Annotated in this window: 13 protein-coding genes; 9 read left to right on the plus strand and 4 right to left on the minus strand. The window is 72.6% G+C overall.

Annotation, left to right across the window (positions count from 1 at the left end; genetic code table 11):
* Position 1: 1 nt before the first annotated feature.
* The 4 genes from ACH4DZ_RS05345 to ACH4DZ_RS05360 are packed head-to-tail and all read left to right on the plus strand — an operon-like array spanning position 2 to position 2,696.
* Positions 2 to 1,009 carry a hypothetical protein gene (locus tag ACH4DZ_RS05345; RefSeq protein ID WP_398285607.1) on the plus strand — a complete coding sequence of 336 codons (1,008 nt, stop codon included), beginning with the start codon at positions 2 to 4 and terminating at the stop codon, positions 1,007 to 1,009.
* Positions 921 to 1,232 carry a Trm112 family protein gene (locus ACH4DZ_RS05350; RefSeq protein WP_398285608.1) on the plus strand — a complete coding sequence of 104 codons (312 nt, stop codon included), beginning with the start codon at positions 921 to 923 and terminating at the stop codon, positions 1,230 to 1,232. The genes ACH4DZ_RS05345 and ACH4DZ_RS05350 overlap by 89 nt, the downstream gene beginning before the upstream one ends.
* Positions 1,229 to 2,077, plus strand: coding sequence for an FkbM family methyltransferase (locus ACH4DZ_RS05355; RefSeq protein ID WP_398285609.1), 849 nt, complete (start codon positions 1,229 to 1,231; stop codon positions 2,075 to 2,077). Before ACH4DZ_RS05350 ends, ACH4DZ_RS05355 begins: the two co-directional genes overlap by 4 nt.
* Positions 2,055 to 2,696 carry a hypothetical protein gene (locus ACH4DZ_RS05360; RefSeq protein ID WP_398285610.1) on the plus strand — a complete coding sequence of 214 codons (642 nt, stop codon included), beginning with the start codon at positions 2,055 to 2,057 and terminating at the stop codon, positions 2,694 to 2,696. The genes ACH4DZ_RS05355 and ACH4DZ_RS05360 overlap by 23 nt, the downstream gene beginning before the upstream one ends.
* 9 nt (positions 2,697 to 2,705) lie before the next feature.
* Here the strand turns inward: ACH4DZ_RS05360 and ACH4DZ_RS05365 are convergent, their stop codons facing one another.
* A complete protein-coding gene (locus ACH4DZ_RS05365) occupies positions 2,706 to 3,632 on the minus strand; it encodes a RimK family alpha-L-glutamate ligase (RefSeq protein ID WP_398286208.1) in 927 nt (308 codons plus the stop codon).
* A 221-nt stretch (positions 3,633 to 3,853) separates the two neighbouring features.
* On the opposite strand from ACH4DZ_RS05365, the gene ACH4DZ_RS05370 reads away from it, so the two are divergent.
* A complete protein-coding gene (locus ACH4DZ_RS05370) occupies positions 3,854 to 4,975 on the plus strand; it encodes a MerR family transcriptional regulator (protein WP_398286209.1) in 1,122 nt (373 codons plus the stop codon).
* Positions 4,976 to 5,382: 407 nt separating this feature from the next.
* Positions 5,383 to 5,787 carry a type II toxin-antitoxin system PemK/MazF family toxin gene (locus ACH4DZ_RS05375; protein WP_398285611.1) on the plus strand — a complete coding sequence of 135 codons (405 nt, stop codon included), beginning with the start codon at positions 5,383 to 5,385 and terminating at the stop codon, positions 5,785 to 5,787.
* Positions 5,788 to 5,892: 105 nt separating this feature from the next.
* Here ACH4DZ_RS05375 and ACH4DZ_RS05380 read toward each other — a convergent pair whose 3' ends face one another.
* Together ACH4DZ_RS05380 and ACH4DZ_RS05385 are read right to left on the minus strand one after the other, a co-directional pair.
* Positions 5,893 to 6,672, minus strand: a complete 780-nt coding sequence (locus tag ACH4DZ_RS05380) for a Type 1 glutamine amidotransferase-like domain-containing protein (RefSeq protein WP_398285612.1) — start codon at positions 6,670 to 6,672, stop codon at positions 5,893 to 5,895.
* Positions 6,673 to 6,728: 56 nt separating this feature from the next.
* The gene (locus ACH4DZ_RS05385) at positions 6,729 to 7,451 is read right to left on the minus strand and encodes a FadR/GntR family transcriptional regulator (RefSeq protein ID WP_398285613.1); all 723 of its coding nucleotides are present in this window, start codon (positions 7,449 to 7,451) and stop codon (positions 6,729 to 6,731) included.
* Positions 7,452 to 7,658: 207 nt separating this feature from the next.
* Here ACH4DZ_RS05385 and ACH4DZ_RS05390 point away from each other — a divergent pair, with 207 nt between their 5' ends.
* The 3 genes from ACH4DZ_RS05390 to ACH4DZ_RS05400 are packed head-to-tail and all read left to right on the plus strand — an operon-like array spanning position 7,659 to position 11,973.
* A complete protein-coding gene (locus ACH4DZ_RS05390; protein ID WP_398285614.1) occupies positions 7,659 to 8,996 on the plus strand; it encodes an SLC13 family permease in 1,338 nt (445 codons plus the stop codon).
* A 51-nt stretch (positions 8,997 to 9,047) separates the two neighbouring features.
* Positions 9,048 to 10,565, plus strand: a complete 1,518-nt coding sequence (locus ACH4DZ_RS05395) for an acyl-CoA synthetase (protein ID WP_398285615.1) — start codon at positions 9,048 to 9,050, stop codon at positions 10,563 to 10,565.
* The gene (locus ACH4DZ_RS05400) at positions 10,558 to 11,973 is read left to right on the plus strand and encodes a carboxyl transferase domain-containing protein (RefSeq protein WP_398285616.1); all 1,416 of its coding nucleotides are present in this window, start codon (positions 10,558 to 10,560) and stop codon (positions 11,971 to 11,973) included. The genes ACH4DZ_RS05395 and ACH4DZ_RS05400 overlap by 8 nt, the downstream gene beginning before the upstream one ends.
* Positions 11,974 to 11,981: 8 nt before the next feature.
* Here the strand turns inward: ACH4DZ_RS05400 and ACH4DZ_RS05405 are convergent, their stop codons facing one another.
* On the minus strand, positions 11,982 to 15,764 hold the full coding sequence (locus ACH4DZ_RS05405) for a S8 family serine peptidase (protein ID WP_398285617.1): 3,783 nt from the start codon (positions 15,762 to 15,764) through the stop codon (positions 11,982 to 11,984).
* Positions 15,765 to 15,980: the final 216 nt, after the last annotated feature.

The following is a 15,980-nucleotide window of genomic DNA, read 5'->3' on the forward strand; positions in this document are numbered from 1 at the left end:
CATGTGGTGGGGGGTGGCCGCGGCCCTGCTGGCGAACCTGCTCTACAGCGCGGGATTCGTCCTGGAGAAACGGGCGCTCGCGGCACTGCCCGAGGTGAGCGTCCGCCGGCCCGCCCGGCTGCTGCGGCTGGTCCTCGGCAGCTGGCTGTGGATCGGCGGGTCCCTCGCCCTCGCGTCGGGCTTCGGCGCGCAGCTCGTCGTCTACCGCACCCTGCCGATCGCCGCCGCGCAGGGCATCTTCGTCTCCGGCCTCGTCATCCTCGTCCTGCTCTCCTCGGTCCTGCTCGGCGAGGAGACCTCGGGCCGCGAGCGGTACGCGCTCGGGGCGATCCTGCTCGCGCTCCTGATGGTGGTGCTGTCCCTGAGGGAGGGCTCCGACACGGTCAGCCGCAGCGCCCCGGCCCCGCTGATCCTGCTGGTCTGCGTCCCGTCGCTCGCACTGGGCGTCTGGCTGTACGGGTCCGCCGAGCGCCGCGCCCGCCACCGGCACCGCATGCCGACGACGGGCGTCGAGTACGGCGTGGCGGTGGGCCTGCTGTACGGGGTCAGTTCGCTGGCCATCAAGGGCGTGTCCAGCCACCTCACCGGGAGCGGGTTCGGCGGCGCGGTGCTCGGTCTGCTGCGCTCCCCGTACCCGTATCTCCTGCTCTTCACCGGGGTGTTCGGCCTCGTCATGTCGCAGGCGGCGCTGCAGCGCTGCCGGGCCTCGCTGATCGTGCCGGTCTGCACGACGGTGACCTGTCTCTTCACGGCGGTCCTCGGCACGGTCGCGTTCGGCGAGGCGCTGCCCGAGGACCCGCTGCGGCTGGCGCTGCGGATCGGCGGTACGGCGCTGGCGGTCTCCGTACTCCTCGTGATGCCCAAGCACGACCCACCGCCGGAACCCCGACCTTCATCCCCCACAAGGGAGTTGACCAGCCATGAACCCGGACGACCCGCTGCTGAAGATACTGGCGTGCCCGCTGGACAAGGGGCCGCTGCATCTCCTCGGAAAGGAGACGGGGGGTAGTACGCAGGGCGCCGAGGCCGCCGCGGGTGCGGAGGCCGCTCTCTACAACCCCCGGCTGCGGCGCCGCTATCCGATCGTGGACGGCATCCCGCAGCTCCTGCCGTCCTCCGGCGAGCAGGTGACGGACGACGAGCACGAGGATCTGCTGCTGCGGATCACCGGGGGCGGCGACCTCGGCGACTCCCGCGGCGAACCCCGGAAGCCGGGGTCGGTGACGCCATGACGCTGGCAGCCCGCCTGGCCCCCTTCGTACCCGTGCGGCTGGTCGCCTCGGCCGCCCGGTTCGTCTATCCGCGCTTCGAGCCCGAACTGGCCCGGCTCGGCGACCTCTGCCCGCCCGGCTGTGGAACGGCGGTGGACGTGGGCGGCTGGTACGGCCCCTGGACCCGCCGCCTCTCGGGCCGGGCCCGCCGTGTGGTCACGGTCGAACCGGTCCCGCACCTGGCCCGGCTGATCACCGCCGCGACCCCCGGGAACGTGCAGGTCGTCCGGGCCGCCGCGAGCGACCGGACCGGCACGGCCCACCTGTGGTTGCCACCCGGCGACCAGGGCGACCGGGGCGTCTCGTCCCTGGTCCGGCGGGACATCCACGCGCGCGCCCTGGACGTCCCCTGCCTCACCCTGGACAGCCTGAACCTCCACGACGTCGGCTTCATCAAGATCGACGTGGACGGCAGCGAACTCGCGGTGCTGCGCGGGGCCGGCACCCTCCTCACCCGTGACCGCCCGGCCCTCTTCATCGAGCTGGAGGCCCGCATCCAGCCCATCGACACGGTCGTCTCCCACCTCTCGAAGCGGGGTTACGAGGGCTGGGTGCTGCCCGGCGACACCTGGCTGCCGCTGTCCTCCTTCGACCTGGAGGCCCATCAGGCGCGCGCCTCGCACGTGGTCTCCCAGGGCCTGCTGCGCAGGGTGCTGCCCTTCCGGGGCCCGGGGTACGTCCGGTACGTGAACTCGGTGCTCTTCCTCCCCGACGGCCGCCGCCCGGGCGAGCGGCACGCGGGGCACGTACGCCGTACGGAGCCCGTACGGGACGATGGGAGGCATGCCTCCCGCCAAGCCGGTTAGCACCGGACCGTTCACCCCGCTCGACTTCCAGCTCGTCCTGTTGCGCCGCATGGCCGACCACAACGCGGACCTCGTGGAGGACGCCCGCCACACGCTGGGCGCCTCGGTCGCCGAGATGCGTGAGGCCAACCGGCGCTGGCAGGCGATGCGGCACGCGCCGCGGAGCCGGGGCGCGGTCGCCCGTTACCGCTCGATCCTGGGCGATCCGGAGTCGGTGACGCCCCGGCGGATCGGTGACCTGTCCTGCGAGGCGTTCCTGTGGCCGGTCCCCCTCTGGCCGGATCTGCGCTTCGAGGTGCTGGTGGCCCCGGGCGGGGTCGCCTGGAACGAGTGGCTGGTCCGCGCCCCGGGCGCCCCCGCCCCGCAGCTGCGTGCCCTGACCGACCTGACGCCCTGGTCCTGCACGGTCGACGAGGCCGCCCGCGCCTTCGCGCCGGTCCGGCCGCTGGAGGGGTCGGCGCCCACGAGGTGGGGGCTCGCCTTCACGGCACCGGACGGCACGGGCGGGCAGGACGGCTCGGGCGGGCAGGACGGCTCGGAGGGTGGCCGGCGGGACTGCGTCGCGGAGTTCACGTACGGCCTGCTCCAGCGCGTGGCGGTCGACGAGCGGCGCCCCTGATCCGTCTCGTCAGCCCGCGGCGGCCCCGGCGGCGGCCTTCACCGCAGCCTTGACGACGGCCTCGGCCACGACCGGCACGGAGTCCTCGTGCAGGAAGAGGAAGAGATTGGGCTCGACCAGTTCCAGCTCCATGACGCGGGGTGCCCCGTCGTCGCCGTCCACCAGGTCCACACGGGCGTAGAGCAGCTCCGGCGCACCGGGCACGGCGGCCAACGCCCTCTCCGCGACGGCGAGTTCGGCGGGGCTGGGCTCCCAGGCCCGCAAGTCGGGGTGCGGGACCTTCTTGTCGTCGAAGGCGGTGCCGGGTTCGAGGACGGCCCCCTTGCGGATGGCATGGAGGAAGCGCCCTCCGAAGAACTGGAGGGCCCTTTCCCCGGCCGTGTCGATACTCCGCACGTACGGCTGCACGATCGCGGTGAGCCCTTCGGCGTGCATCCGCTCCAGGTGCCGTACGGCGGTGTCGTGGTCCCCGGGCGTGTAGCGGGCCGCGTACCGGGCTCCGGCCCCCGAGGTCGGCTTGACGACGTACTCGCGGTCGTCGGGCAGGTCGGCCGGGTCGCCCGGGGCGAGGTAGCGGGTGTCGACGACGGGCACGCCGGCGGCGGCCAGGTCGCCCAGGTACCGCTTGTCGGCGTTCCACCGCACGACCTCCGGCGGGTTGGCCAGGGTCGTCGCGGCCCCGCACCGGTCGGCCCACGCCAGGAACTCGGCGGCCCGCCAGCTGTAGTCCCAGGTGGAGCGGATGAGAACGAGGTCGAAGCGGCCCCACTCGACATCGGGGTCGTCCCAGCGGACGACGGCGACCTCGGCGCCCGACCCCGCTCCCGCTCCCGCCCCTGCCCCCGCGTGCCGCACCGCGTCCGCGAGGGCGGGCAGGTCACGGTCGTACCCGGACTCCAGCACCTCCTGGCAGGTGACCAGGGCGATACGGGGAATGGTGCGTGCCACGGCGGGCTCCTCAGACGGTGTATCGGCTCACTCCGGTAATACCGGTCGCAGGTTAACAACCGCCCCAGGGACCGGCCCGGGAATTACTGGGGCACTTGACCTTCACCTTCGGTGAGACCACACCATCGGTGACGGAAGGGAGGAACGCCATGAGCGACAACATGAGCGACGCCTTGAGCAACAACATCAGTAACGCCATGAGTAGCGCCATGATCACGATCGGGGCCTTCTCGAAGGCGTGCCGGCTGTCACCGAAGGCACTTCGGCTGTACGACGAGCTGGAGTTGCTGCGCCCGGCGCGGGTGGACCCGGAGACGGGCTACCGCTACTACGCGCCGGAGCAGTTGGAGCAGGCCCGCCTGGTGGCGTGGCTGCGCCGGCTCGGCATGCCGCTGGCGGAGATCCGCAAGGTCAGCGCCCTCGAACCGGTGGCCGCCGCGCGGGAGATCCGGGCGTTCTGGTCACGGGTCGAGGCGGAGACGGCAACGCGCCGCGACCTGGCGTCCTTCCTCGTGAACCACCTCACGGGCCTTCCCACAGGCCCTCTCCCGAGCAAGGAGCCCACCATGCCCCCTGTCACCCCTGCGCCCCCTGGACTGGAACTGCGCTACGCCGCTCTCTCCGACACCGGCCGTGTCCGCCCCGCCAACCAGGACACGGCGTACGCGGGCACGCGTGTCCTGGTGGTCGCGGACGGCTTCGGATCCGGGGGCGCGCCCGCGAGCGGCGCCGCCGTGGAGGCCCTGAAGTTCCTCGACACCGAGCCGCTCGCCGCCGGAAACGTCCTCAACCTCCTGGAGGACGCGGTCCAGGGCGCCACGGAGGCGGTCCGGGAGGTGGCGGGCCCGACGGACCCGGAGACCGGTACGACCCTGACCGCGATGGTGTGGACGGGCTCACAACTGGCCCTGGTCCACATCGGCGACTCCCGCGCCTATCTCCTGCGCGACGGCGAGCTGTTCCGGATCACCCACGACCACACGGTGGTCCAGTCGATGCTCGACGAGGGCCGCCTGACGCCGGAGGAGGCCACGGCCCACCCGCAGCGCACGCTGCTCGCGAAAGCACTGACGGGCGCCGGCTCGCCACCCCCCGACCTACGCCTCCACGACGCCCGCCCCGGCGACCGCTACCTCCTGTGCTCGGACGGCCTGCCGACGGCAGTCCCGGAGGACACCATCAAGAAGACCCTCAAGACGTCCGCCACCCCGGCCGGGGCGACCCAGTCCCTGATCACCACGGCAAACACCGCCGGCGCCCCGGACAACGTGAGCTGCGTGGTGGCGGACGTGGTCGATACCGCGCCCCGCCAGGGCTTGTCGCGTAAATGACCTTCTAGCCGGATGCGTTCTGGCAGACCCAAGGCACTCGCGGCGCGGATCTCAGCCCGGCGAACGGGTCTGCCCAGGACGGCTCCGTTGCCACCAAGCCACCAGGCCACCAGGCCACCAGGCCGAGACGGCCGTCGGCAACACGACGACGATCGCCGACGGCGGCTACCGGGAACCGCCCTGGTCATGCCCCACCGGCGCCACAAGAGCCAGGCCCTTGCCCGACCAGTTCAGCCCCATAAGGCCCGCGAACGCGCCCCGCCGTCGGGCGGGTTCTGTGCTGTGACCCCCGGCCACCGTCTCCTCGTCAGTCCACAGAACTCACGATGATCAACGGAGGCCGCACCCGTCTCCACAACGCGTCAGGGTCGCGCAGTTCCGCCTGCCGTCCTGAGTCAGGAGGACATGTGCAACGTGGCGAAGTGTGGTGGGTCAAGTTCGACGAGCGGCGGCTGGTCGTACTGCTGGCGGCAGACGACGCGTCCAGGGTCCGGGCGATGCAGGTCGTCGCTCCTGCGGGCGTCGACATCAGCGGTCTGGGCGTCGAAGTGCACGTAGGTGCCGGGGAAGGACTGCCCTTGGAAGGCGTGCTGCGGTTCGCGTTCCCGTGCCCGGGTTTCACCCCCTGCACGTGGCTGACCACCGTGTCCCAGGACGACCTGATCGAGCGGGCGGGCGTCCTGTCCTCCGCGAAGCTCAGCGAGATCGAGGACGCCCTCCGTCTCAGCGAACAGACGAAGGAACGGACCCCGGCGACAACCGCGAAACTCAACGAGATGAGGGACGCCCTCCGTCTCGGCGAACTCGGGTAGGCGCGGGGAACGGCGCAGTCTTTCGTCCTTCAGGGGCGCGGGAAGCCCCCGCCGGCCCGCACCCGCCGAACACCCCGCACCCCCTCCCCGGTGGGCGCCGTAGGCCTACCCAACCCCTGGCAGGCGGCGCGGCTCCAAACGTTCCTCGATCGCCCCATCCCCCTCCCGCGTCACCACATACGCCCCCTTCCCCGGCACCTCGGCCACCGCCTCCACCAGTTCCGTCCCCCGGTACACCAGCCCCACCCCGTCATCGGTGCAGTGGGTGGTGGGAAGCGCGCCGTTCGCGACGAGGTCGTGGATCAGGGGGCGGCGGCCCGGGTCGGAGTCGTAGTGGACGCCGTTGCCGTAGGGCAGGAAGCCCAACGCGTCTGTCACAGGCCGGAGTTCGGGCCCGAACGAGTCCGTCGTACCGCCCTCGAACCAGCAGATCGACCCCGCGCTGACCCCGCTCAGGACGACACCTGAACGCCAGGCCCTGCGCAGGATGTCGTCGAGGCCGTGCACCCGCCAGACCGCGAGAAGGTTGGCCACCGAGCCGCCCATCACCCAGATGACGTCCTGCTCCAGGACGGCACCCTCGACATCGTCGAAGTTGGGCCTCGGGAAGAGGTTGAGAGGAACGAGGTCGAACCCCGCCACCCGCGCGGCCTCGGCCATCCGCGCCGCGAAGTGTTCGGCGTCACCGATCGCCGTACCGACGTACATCACCCGGGGACGGCGGCCGTGCGCGCCCGACAGGTCGACCGCGTGATGCACCAGCGCGTCGAACTCCACCATGGTCCGGGCACCCCAGCCCCGGTGGCCGCCGGACGTGGCGAGGATGGTGGGCGGCCTGCCGGCGGAGGCGGCGGGCTCGGCGGGTGCTGCTGTGGACGCGGTCATGACGACCGATCCTAATCACGCCTGTAAGGGCCGCCACTGCGGCTCACCGCACCCCGTCAGGGCCCCTGCCGCTCGCTCTCCTCGGGATCCCAGTCCAGCAGCCGCACCCTCGCCACCGTCTGCACGTGCCGCCGCATCGCCGCGGCGGCCCGCCCCGGCTGCTGGGCCACGATCGCGTCGAAGATCGCCCGGTGCTGGGTCAGGGAACGGGTCGGCCGACCCGGCTGGCGCAGCGACTCGTGGCGGCTCTCGGTGATCTGGTCGGCGATCGAGCGCATGAACTCGGCGAGGATCGTGCTGTGCCCGGCGGCCGTGACCGCCGCGTGGAAGAGCCGGTCGCCCTCCACCCCGTGGCCGCCCGCCGTGATCTCGGCCCGCATGTGGGCGAGGGCGGAGTCCATGGCGGCCACGTCCTCGTCGGTGCGCCGCTCGGCGGCCAGCTCGGCGAGCTTGGTCTCCAGGGCCTCGCGGGCGTCGAGCACGTCGGGCAACCGGCGCCGCCTGTCGACGAGTTGTTCCACCGGCTCGGCGTCGAGGGTGTCACGGACGAGGTAGGTGCCGCCGCCGTGGCGGACCTCGACCAGCCCCTGGACCTCCAGAACCACTATGGCCTGCTTCACGGAGGCGCGGCTGACGCCGAGTCTGGCCGCGAGGTCGCGCTCGGGCGGCAGCCGGTCACCGGCGCCGAGGCCGCCCTCGGCGGCGTAACTGCGCAACCGGTCGAGGACCTGCTCGTACAGGCGCGGCTTGGACCCCATGGGCCGCAGTGCGTCGGTCATGTCCGGTCTTCCCCCTTACCTCTCGATCTGGTGGATGAGTGGCTGAGCCAATTTACGTCATCTCTCTTGACGCTCTCCACCACGGCCGCCCAATGTGGTTCAGCCACTTGGCCACTCAGCCAGTTGACCACCTCTCACCGCCTCCCACCATCTCCCCCACCCCCCACTCGGCCCCCCTCGACAAGGGACCCAAAGACGGGAGCCCGTATGTCCGCCGAACTGATATCGATCCTCGTGCTCGTCGTGGTGTTCGTGATCGCCACCACCCGCTCCATCAACATGGGCGCCCTCGCCTTCGCCGCCGCCTTCGGAGTGGGCGGACTCGTCGCCGACCTCGACACCGACAAGATCTTCGCCGGTTTCCCCGGCGACCTCTTCGTGGTGCTCGTCGGCGTGACGTACCTGTTCGCGATCGCCCGTGCCAACGGCACGACCGACTGGCTGGTGCACGCCTCGATCCGGCTCGTGCGCGGACGGGTCGTACTGATCCCCTGGGTGATGTTCGTGCTGACCGGCGCGCTCACCGCGATCGGCGCGGTCAGTCCGGCGGCCGTCGCCATCGTGGCGCCGATCGCCCTGAGTTTCGCCGCGCGCTACTCCATCAGCCCGCTGCTGATGGGCGCGATGGTCGTGCACGGCGCCCAGGGCGGCGGCTTCTCCCCCATCAGCATCTACGGGTCGATCGTCAACGGCATCGTCGAGCGCGAGGGCCTCCCCGGCAACGAGGTCGCGCTCTTCCTCGCCTCCCTCATCGTCAACCTCGTGATCGCCGCGATCGTGTTCGTGCTGTTCGGAGGCCTGAAACTGAGCCGCGCCGAAGAGGCCGACCTCGACCGGCAGAAGACCTCACGGACGACTGCGGGGACGGCCTCGGAGACGACCGCAGGGGCGACCGCAGGGGCGACCGTGGACCTGGAAAAGCCGGACCCGGACGACGACACCTCCCGTCTCAACCCCGCCCGGATCGCCACCCTCGCCGCTCTCGTCGCCCTCGTCGTCGCCGTGCTCGTCTTCGACCTGGACGCCGGGCTCACCTCCATCACCCTCGCCGTCCTGCTCAGCACCGTCTGGGCCGAGGACAGCCGCAAGGCCGTCAGCCAGATCGCCTGGCCGACGGTCTTGCTGATCTGCGGTGTGCTGACGTACGTCGGAGTCCTCGACGAGATGGGCACGATCGACTGGGCGGGCGAGGGCGTCAGCGACATCGGCGTCCCGCTGCTCTCGGCCGTACTGCTCTGCTACATCGGCGCGCTGGTCTCCGCGTTCGCCTCCTCGGTCGGCATCATGGGGGCGCTGATTCCGCTGGCGGTGCCGTTCCTGGCGCAGGGCGAGATCGGTGCCATCGGCATGGTCGCGGCGCTCGCGGTGTCGGCGACCGTGGTGGACGTGAGCCCGTTCTCGACGAACGGCGCCCTGGTCCTCGCCGCGGCACCCGGTGTCGACCGGGAGCGTTTCTTCCGGCAGCTGATGATGTACGGAGGGATCGTGGTCGCCGTGGTCCCCGCCGTGGTGTGGCTCGCGCTGGTGGTACCCGACTGGGGGTGACACCGGCACCCCCGACACCCCCGCCCCCCGACGATCAAGGAGTACGCACGCGTGTCCTCTCTCTTCCCGGCCCTGACCGAGGCACTGGCGGATCCGGACGGTACCGCCGCGCACCGGTCGGCCCTGCGCTTCGGCGACCGTTCCCTGACCTACGGCGAGCTGGCGGCGACCGCCGCCCCACTGGCGGCCCGCGTCGGGGAGGCGGGCCGGATCGCCGTGTGGGCCACCCCCACCCTGGAGACGGCCGTCGCCGTGGTCGCCGCGCTGCTGGCCGGCGTCCCCGCCGTGCCGCTCAACCCGAAGTCGGGCGGGAGCGAGCTGGGGCACATCGTGGCGGACAGCGCGCCGGCACTCGTGCTCGCCGCCCCGGACGACCGACTCCCCGACGCGCTGGCCTCCTTGGCGCGCGTCGACATCGACGTACGGGCCACCGGGCCGACCGCGCTCCCCGCCCCGGATGCGCGTCACCTCGCCGATGAGCTGCCCGCCCTCGTCGTCTACACCTCCGGCACCACCGGCCCCCCGAAGGGTGCCGTCATCCCCCGCCGGGCCATCGCCGCCACCCTGGACGCCCTCGCGGACGCCTGGGGGTGGACGGGCGACGACGTCCTTGTGCACGGCCTGCCGCTCTTCCATGTGCACGGTCTGATCCTGGGCATCCTCGGCCCGCTGCGCCGCGGCGGATCCGTACGGCACCTCGGCCGCTTCGAAACGGCGGGCGTGACACGCGAGTTGAGCGCCGGCGCCACGATGCTGTTCGGGGTGCCGACGATGTACCACCGGATCGCGGAGGCCCTGCCCGACGACCCGGCGCTCGCGAAGGCGCTGGCGCGGGCCCGGCTGCTCGTGTCCGGCTCGGCGGCCCTGCCGGTGCACGACCACGAGCGGATCGCGCGGGCGACGGGCCGGCAGGTCATCGAGCGGTACGGGATGACCGAGACCCTCATGCTGTGCTCATCCCGGTGGACGCCCCCGGACCCCCGGCCCGGCGTCCGCGCGGACGGCGGGCCCCGCGCGGGCACGGTCGGCGTGCCGCTGCCGGGGGTCGAACTGCGGCTGACGGAGGAGGACGGCACGACGGCCCTGGAGGCGTACGACGGGGAGACCGTGGGCGAGATCCAGGTCAGGGGCCCGAACCTCTTCACCGAGTACCTGAACCGGCCCGACGCGACGGCGGCGGCCTTCACCGAGGACGGCTGGTTCCGCACCGGCGACATGGCGGTGCGCGACCCCGACGGGTGCGTACGCATCGTCGGCCGCAAGGCCACCGACCTCATCAAGAGCGGCGGTTATAAGATCGGGGCGGGCGAGATCGAGAACGCGCTCATCGAGCACCCGGGCGTACGGGAGGCCGCGGTCACCGGCGAACCGGACGCCGACCTCGGTGAGCGGATCGTGGCGTGGATCGTGCCCACCGATCCCCAAAACCCCCCGTCCGCGGCCGAGTTGGCGAACCATGTGGCCGACCGTCTCGCACCGCACAAGCGGCCCCGCGTCGTCCACCACCTCGGCGCCCTCCCCCGCAACGACATGGGCAAGATCATGAAGCGCGCCCTGACCCATGACTGAGGGAGCCGCGGTCCACGGCCCCCGGCGGTTCACGGCCCGCGAGGCGATCGCCCTCGTCAGCACCGGCTTCACCGACCTCACCGATCTCGCCGACCCCACCGCCCCCGCCCTCGCCCTCACCCCGCCGGGCTCGTACGGGCCGGACGGCCCCCTGTCCTGGCAGGGTTACGACGCCTCGCGCACCCGGGCCGCGGACCGCACCGGCGAGGAGGAGTCCGTCGTCTGCGGCACCGCCGCCGTCAGGGGCGAGGACGGCGGTACGACCCCGGCCGTGCTGATCTCCTTCGAGTTCGGGTTCCTCGGCGGCTCGCTGGGCGAGCGCACGGGCGACCGGCTGGAAGCCGCGCACACCTACGCGCGCGAACACCGCCTCCCGGTCGTCTCCCTCGTCGCGACGGGCGGCAGCCGGATGCAGGAGGGCATGCGCGCGCTGGTCCAACTCCAGCGTGTGGCACGGCAGTCGGCGCTCACCCGGGCGGCCGGGCTGCCCCAGATCGCCGTTCTGCGCGACCCCACGACGGGCGGCGGCTGGGCCACCCTGGGGGCGGGCGCCGATGTGATCCTCGCGCTGCCCGGGGCGCAGGTGGGCTTCGCGGGCTCGCGGGTCCGGCCGCCCGACGCGGACCCGGCCGCGTACACGGCCGAGGCGCAGTGGGCGGCGGGGGCGGTCGACGCCGTGGTTCCCGAGCGGGTGCTGCCGGAAGCGCTGGCGCTCTGGCTGCGGTTGCTGAGCGACCCTTCGACGGATCCCGTGCCGCCGCCCCCGGCGCTGGGCGACGCCGGTCTCCCGCCCACCGGATGGGAGGCCGTACGAGCCGCCCGTGCCCCGCAACGGCCGCGCGCCGAGGCCTATCTGGACACCTTCTTCGCCCGGCGCGCGGCGATCAGCGGTGACCGGTGCGGCGGTACCGACGCGGGCATGCTCTGCGGTTTCGGCGTACGGGCGCGGGACGGCCGTACGGTCGCGTACGCGGCCCAGACCGGCACCGCCACGCGCCCCGCCGGCTATCGCACCGCCGCCCGGCTGATCCGGCTCGCGGACCGGCTCCGTATCCCCGTGCTGACCCTGGTGGACACGCCGGGCGCCGCCAACGACGCGGAGGCGGAGCGGCAGGGCGCGGGGGCGGCGATCGCGGAGCTGTTCTCAGCGGTGGCGGCGGCGGAGACCCCGATGACCACGCTGCTGATCGGGGAGGGCGGCTCGGGTGGCGCACTGGCCCTCGCGGCCCCGGACAACACGTGGGCCACGCCGGACAGTTACTTCTCCGTCATCGCCCCCGAACTCGCGGCCGCCATCCTCAAGCGCCCGGCGGAGGAGGTACGCGCCACGGCCGACCAGCTCCGCATCCGTCCGCAGGACCTGCTGGAGCTGGGTGTCGTGCGCGGGATCGTGGAGCAGGGGCGGTGAGCCGGGGCCTACCGCACGCCCACCGCCCGGATGATCTCCTGGGTCACCGAGCCGCCCCGGTCGTCGCCCGCCGAGGCCCGCAGCGACACGTACGCGGCGCCGCGCGGCACGGTGAGGGTGCCCTCCCAGGTGTCGGCGCCCGCCTTGGACACCTGCACCGTCCGCCAGGACTTGCCCGCGTCGTACGAGACTTCGAGGCTCGCCCTGCGGACGGTCCCGGGGGACGGATCGTCGGTTGTCGGGTGCGGGTCGAGTTGGGCTGGGCGCGCAGTTCCCCGCGCCCCTAGGGGGCTACGCCCCTTCGGGGATTGCCCGGCGCCCGCCACGTAGGACGCGCTGATGGCCACGGGCAGCCGGGCCCCGGCCCGTACGTTCCCGGCCAGGTCCGTGTCGACGTCGAAGCCGAGGTTGATCAGCGGGAGGGTCGTCCAGCGGTCCTCCGGGGTGGCCGCCGATCTGAAGGTCCACTCGGAACGGCCCTTCGTCGCGAGCTTCCAGCGGTCCGCGTCCAGGGCGGTGTCCGTGACGACCTTGTACGTGTGCTCGTCGGCGGGCGCGTCCCAGACGTACGCGCCGGAACCGGTCCGCCGGTCGACCGATACCCCGTCGAGGTACACCTCGGTGGACTGCGTCATGCCGCTGTTCTCGTCCCACACGTTGCCGAAGCCGGTGTGGTCGGGCCCGGAGTCGCCCCAGCCGGGGACGTTGAACTGCAGGGTCGAGCCGGAGCGCCGCTGACCCCAGCCGAGCCCGGTGCCGAGCCAGGGATGCCAGACCGGCCGGAACCAGTCGAGGTCCTGCCGCGTACCTCCGTGGTGGCGGACGAGCCCACTGCGCTCCTCCAGGTCCCCGGCACCCACGTTGACGGACTCGTGCCACAGCTGGCCGGGCCCCGTGGACACGTAGTCGGTCCGCTCGGCAGGGAAGTCGGCCCGCTCCTGGAAGCCGATCCCGACGGGGAACGAGTCATCGGTGAGCGAGTACCGGAACTCGCTGCCCGAGACGGGTTTCGTGGCATGGAACTTCGTGTCCAGCACGGCCAGTTGGCGGCGCGATGGCTCGTAGGTGAGGTCACGCGCCGGGATGCTCCCCTGGTGTCCTTCCGAAAGGTCGTACGTGTAGGGCGTGTTGCGTGTCCCGTTCATCTCGGCCCTGCCCGCCGACCGCAGTCGCGCCGCGTCCCGCGCGTCGAGGGTGGCGATCTGGATCGGCCGGTCCGCGTTGTCGTCGGTGCCGAACCAGGCGTTGAGCCTGCCCGGTACGCCGTCCGTCACGAACAGCGCCTCGGCGCCCGCGTCCTGGGCGGCCCGCGCGATCTCGGAAGGCACCGCGCCTTCCTCCGTCCGGACGAGTACGGCCTTGCCCCGCACGTCCTTTCCGCCGTACCCCCCGGAGCCCGTACCGCCGCCGCCGACATCGACGACCGGGAGCCTGCGGCGGCCCTCGACGAGGGTGCCCCCGGGCTGGACCACGGCCTCACCGAGCCCCTCGACCTCCAGCGTCGGTTTCCCGAGCCGCCACACGGTCCGGTACTCGAAGCTGCCCTTCGTCACCTTCGCCGTGGGTGCCGCGAAGACGCTGTCGTACTTGAGCGGCACCTGCACGGCCCCGAACAGGTCCGCGCCGTTCGCCGCCCGGTCGTACTCCATGAGCAGCTGCCGGGTCTCGGTACGCCGGTCGACGCGGGCCGCGATCTCCCTCAGCCGGCGGCCGTCGAGCGTGACCTCACGGTCCCGGTCGAGTGCGATCTCGGGTGCCGCGAGGAAGCCGAGCCCGAGCGAGTCGGCGCCACGGCTGCCGCGTACGTCGAGGAAGGTGTTCAGGCTGTACGTGCCCGGCCGGAGCCTCAGTCCGACCGTGCCCGTGTCACCGACGTGCTCCGCGAACGGGTCGACGTCCTCGGCGAGTTGCTGGACCACGAGGTCGGCGGCGGTGGCGTCACCGTCCCGGTCCTTGACGTGCACGGTGAGGGTGTACCGCTCCTCCTCCTTGACCAGCCCGAAGGCGGTGTGCGCGACGGGCGTACCGTCCGCCGTGGAGGCCACGATCCGCCCACCGGTGTTGCCGACCGGAGCCTTGTCACCGTCCCCGGTCACGGTCGTGGCGGCGGTCCCGTGCGCGGGGACGGTCAGCGTGGAGTCGGTGAGCGTCACGACCCCGTCGGGCGCGCCGGACACGGTCAGCCTCAACTCGGCGGGCATGTCACCGGAGTTGAAGTACGTGACAGTCCTGGTCACCGGCTCGTTCGACTCGTAGGGCCAGCGGTGATAGCCCAGATCGGCGCTTCCGGTGGCCGTGACCTCGGCCTTCACCGCCGCGGGCACGCTCACCCGCCCGGCGCCCACCACGTAGGCGGACGCGTCGAGTTGCCTGGACGTCGACATGAGCGCGTCCTTGAGCTGTGCGCCGGTCCAGTCGGGGTGCCGTTCGGCGAGGAGGGCGGCCACGCCCGCGACATGGGGCGTCGCCATCGACGTACCGCTCAGGACGGTGTAGTCGCCGCTGCCGGCGGAGAGCCGGGAGCGGGCGGCGAGGATGTCGACGCCCGGGGCGGACAGGTCGGGCTTCAGGGCGTTGTCGCCGTGGCGCGGGCCCGCGCTCGTGAAGTACGCGGCCAGGTCCGCGGAGTCGACCGCGCCGACCGTCAGCGCGGAGTCGGCGGCGCCGGGCGAGCCGATGGACGAGGGGGCGCCGGTGTTGCCCGCGGCGACGACGAAGAGGGCGCCGGTCTCCGCGGTGAGGGTCTCGACGGCCTGGGCCATGGGGTCGGTGCCGTCGCTGGGCTCCGTAGTCCCGAGACTCATGGAGACGACCGTGGCGCCGACGTCCCGCGCGGCCCATTCCATGCCCGCGATGATCTGCGACTCGCTGCCCGAGCCCTGGTCGCCGAGCACCTTCCCGACGGCGAGCGTGGCACCGGGTGCGACGCCCTTCTCCTTGCCGTCGGACGCGGCCCCGCTGCCTCCGACGGTCGAAGTGACGTGCGTGCCATGGCCGTTGCGGTCGGCGACTTCTTCACCCTCGATGAAACTCTTCGTCACGGAGACCCGCCCGGCGAGATCGGGATGGCCGACGTCCGCCCCCGTGTCCAGTACCGCGACGGTGACGCCCTTGCCGGTCAGTCCCGCCTCCCAGGCCTCGGGCGTACCGATCTGGGCGTTGCTTTCGGCCATCTCCGCACGGACCCGGCCGTCGAGCCAGACCTTGCCGATCGCGCCCATGCCGGTCCCGTGCGCGTCGGTCCCGTCCGCGTCGGTCCCGTCCTGCCGGGTGAGGGCCTGCCAGAACGTCCGTCCCTTGTCGGCCGTGACGGCGGCCCCGCGGACGCTCGGCAGGGCGCGTGTCCTCTCGGCCCCGCGCGGAGTCACCACCCGCGCGCCCTTCTTGTACGTGACGATCAACGGCAGCGCGTCCGTCTCCCGGTCGGCGAGCCCCTGGCGTATCAGCTCACCCACGTCGAACAGCCGCCGGTCGAGGGTGCCCGCCCGCAGATACGGCAGCGCCTCGTCCGGTACGACGGTCAGGGCGCCGTTCGCCGTCTGCGTACGGACCGCTCCGGTCGCCCCCTTCGCCCGCTCGACGGTCACCGTCCGTTTCCCGCCGCCGAGTTCGGTGACGGTGACCCGGTCACCGGTGACGAGGGTGACGGTACGGGCGGCGGACGCGGCGCGGGTGCGGGGCGGGACGCCGGTGTCCTGCACGTCGGCCCCGGCCCCGCCGGACGGAAGCAGGGCGAACACGAGTCCGGCCGACGCGAGCGCCACCCCGTGTCTCGCGGATCCTCTGGTCATCGGTGCCCCTCTTCTCGGCGCTGTCGCGGGCCCGGGTGGTGTCAGGGCGCTGCGAAGAGTGTCGGGGGGCCGGTGTCGCGGTGCCGCCGACGGAACCTGGCGGGAAGCTGCCCTGGCGGTTTTCCGCCAGAGGAACGGTGAACGACCGGGGGAAACCGCGACAGGGGCAAGTACCGTCCGTGACAATGAAGGTGGTCACCAGTGACGGACTACGGG

The sequence above is a fragment of the Streptomyces sp. NPDC017991 genome (assembly GCF_044328075.1).
In the GTDB taxonomy this organism is placed as follows: Bacteria; Actinomycetota; Actinomycetes; order Streptomycetales; family Streptomycetaceae; genus Streptomyces.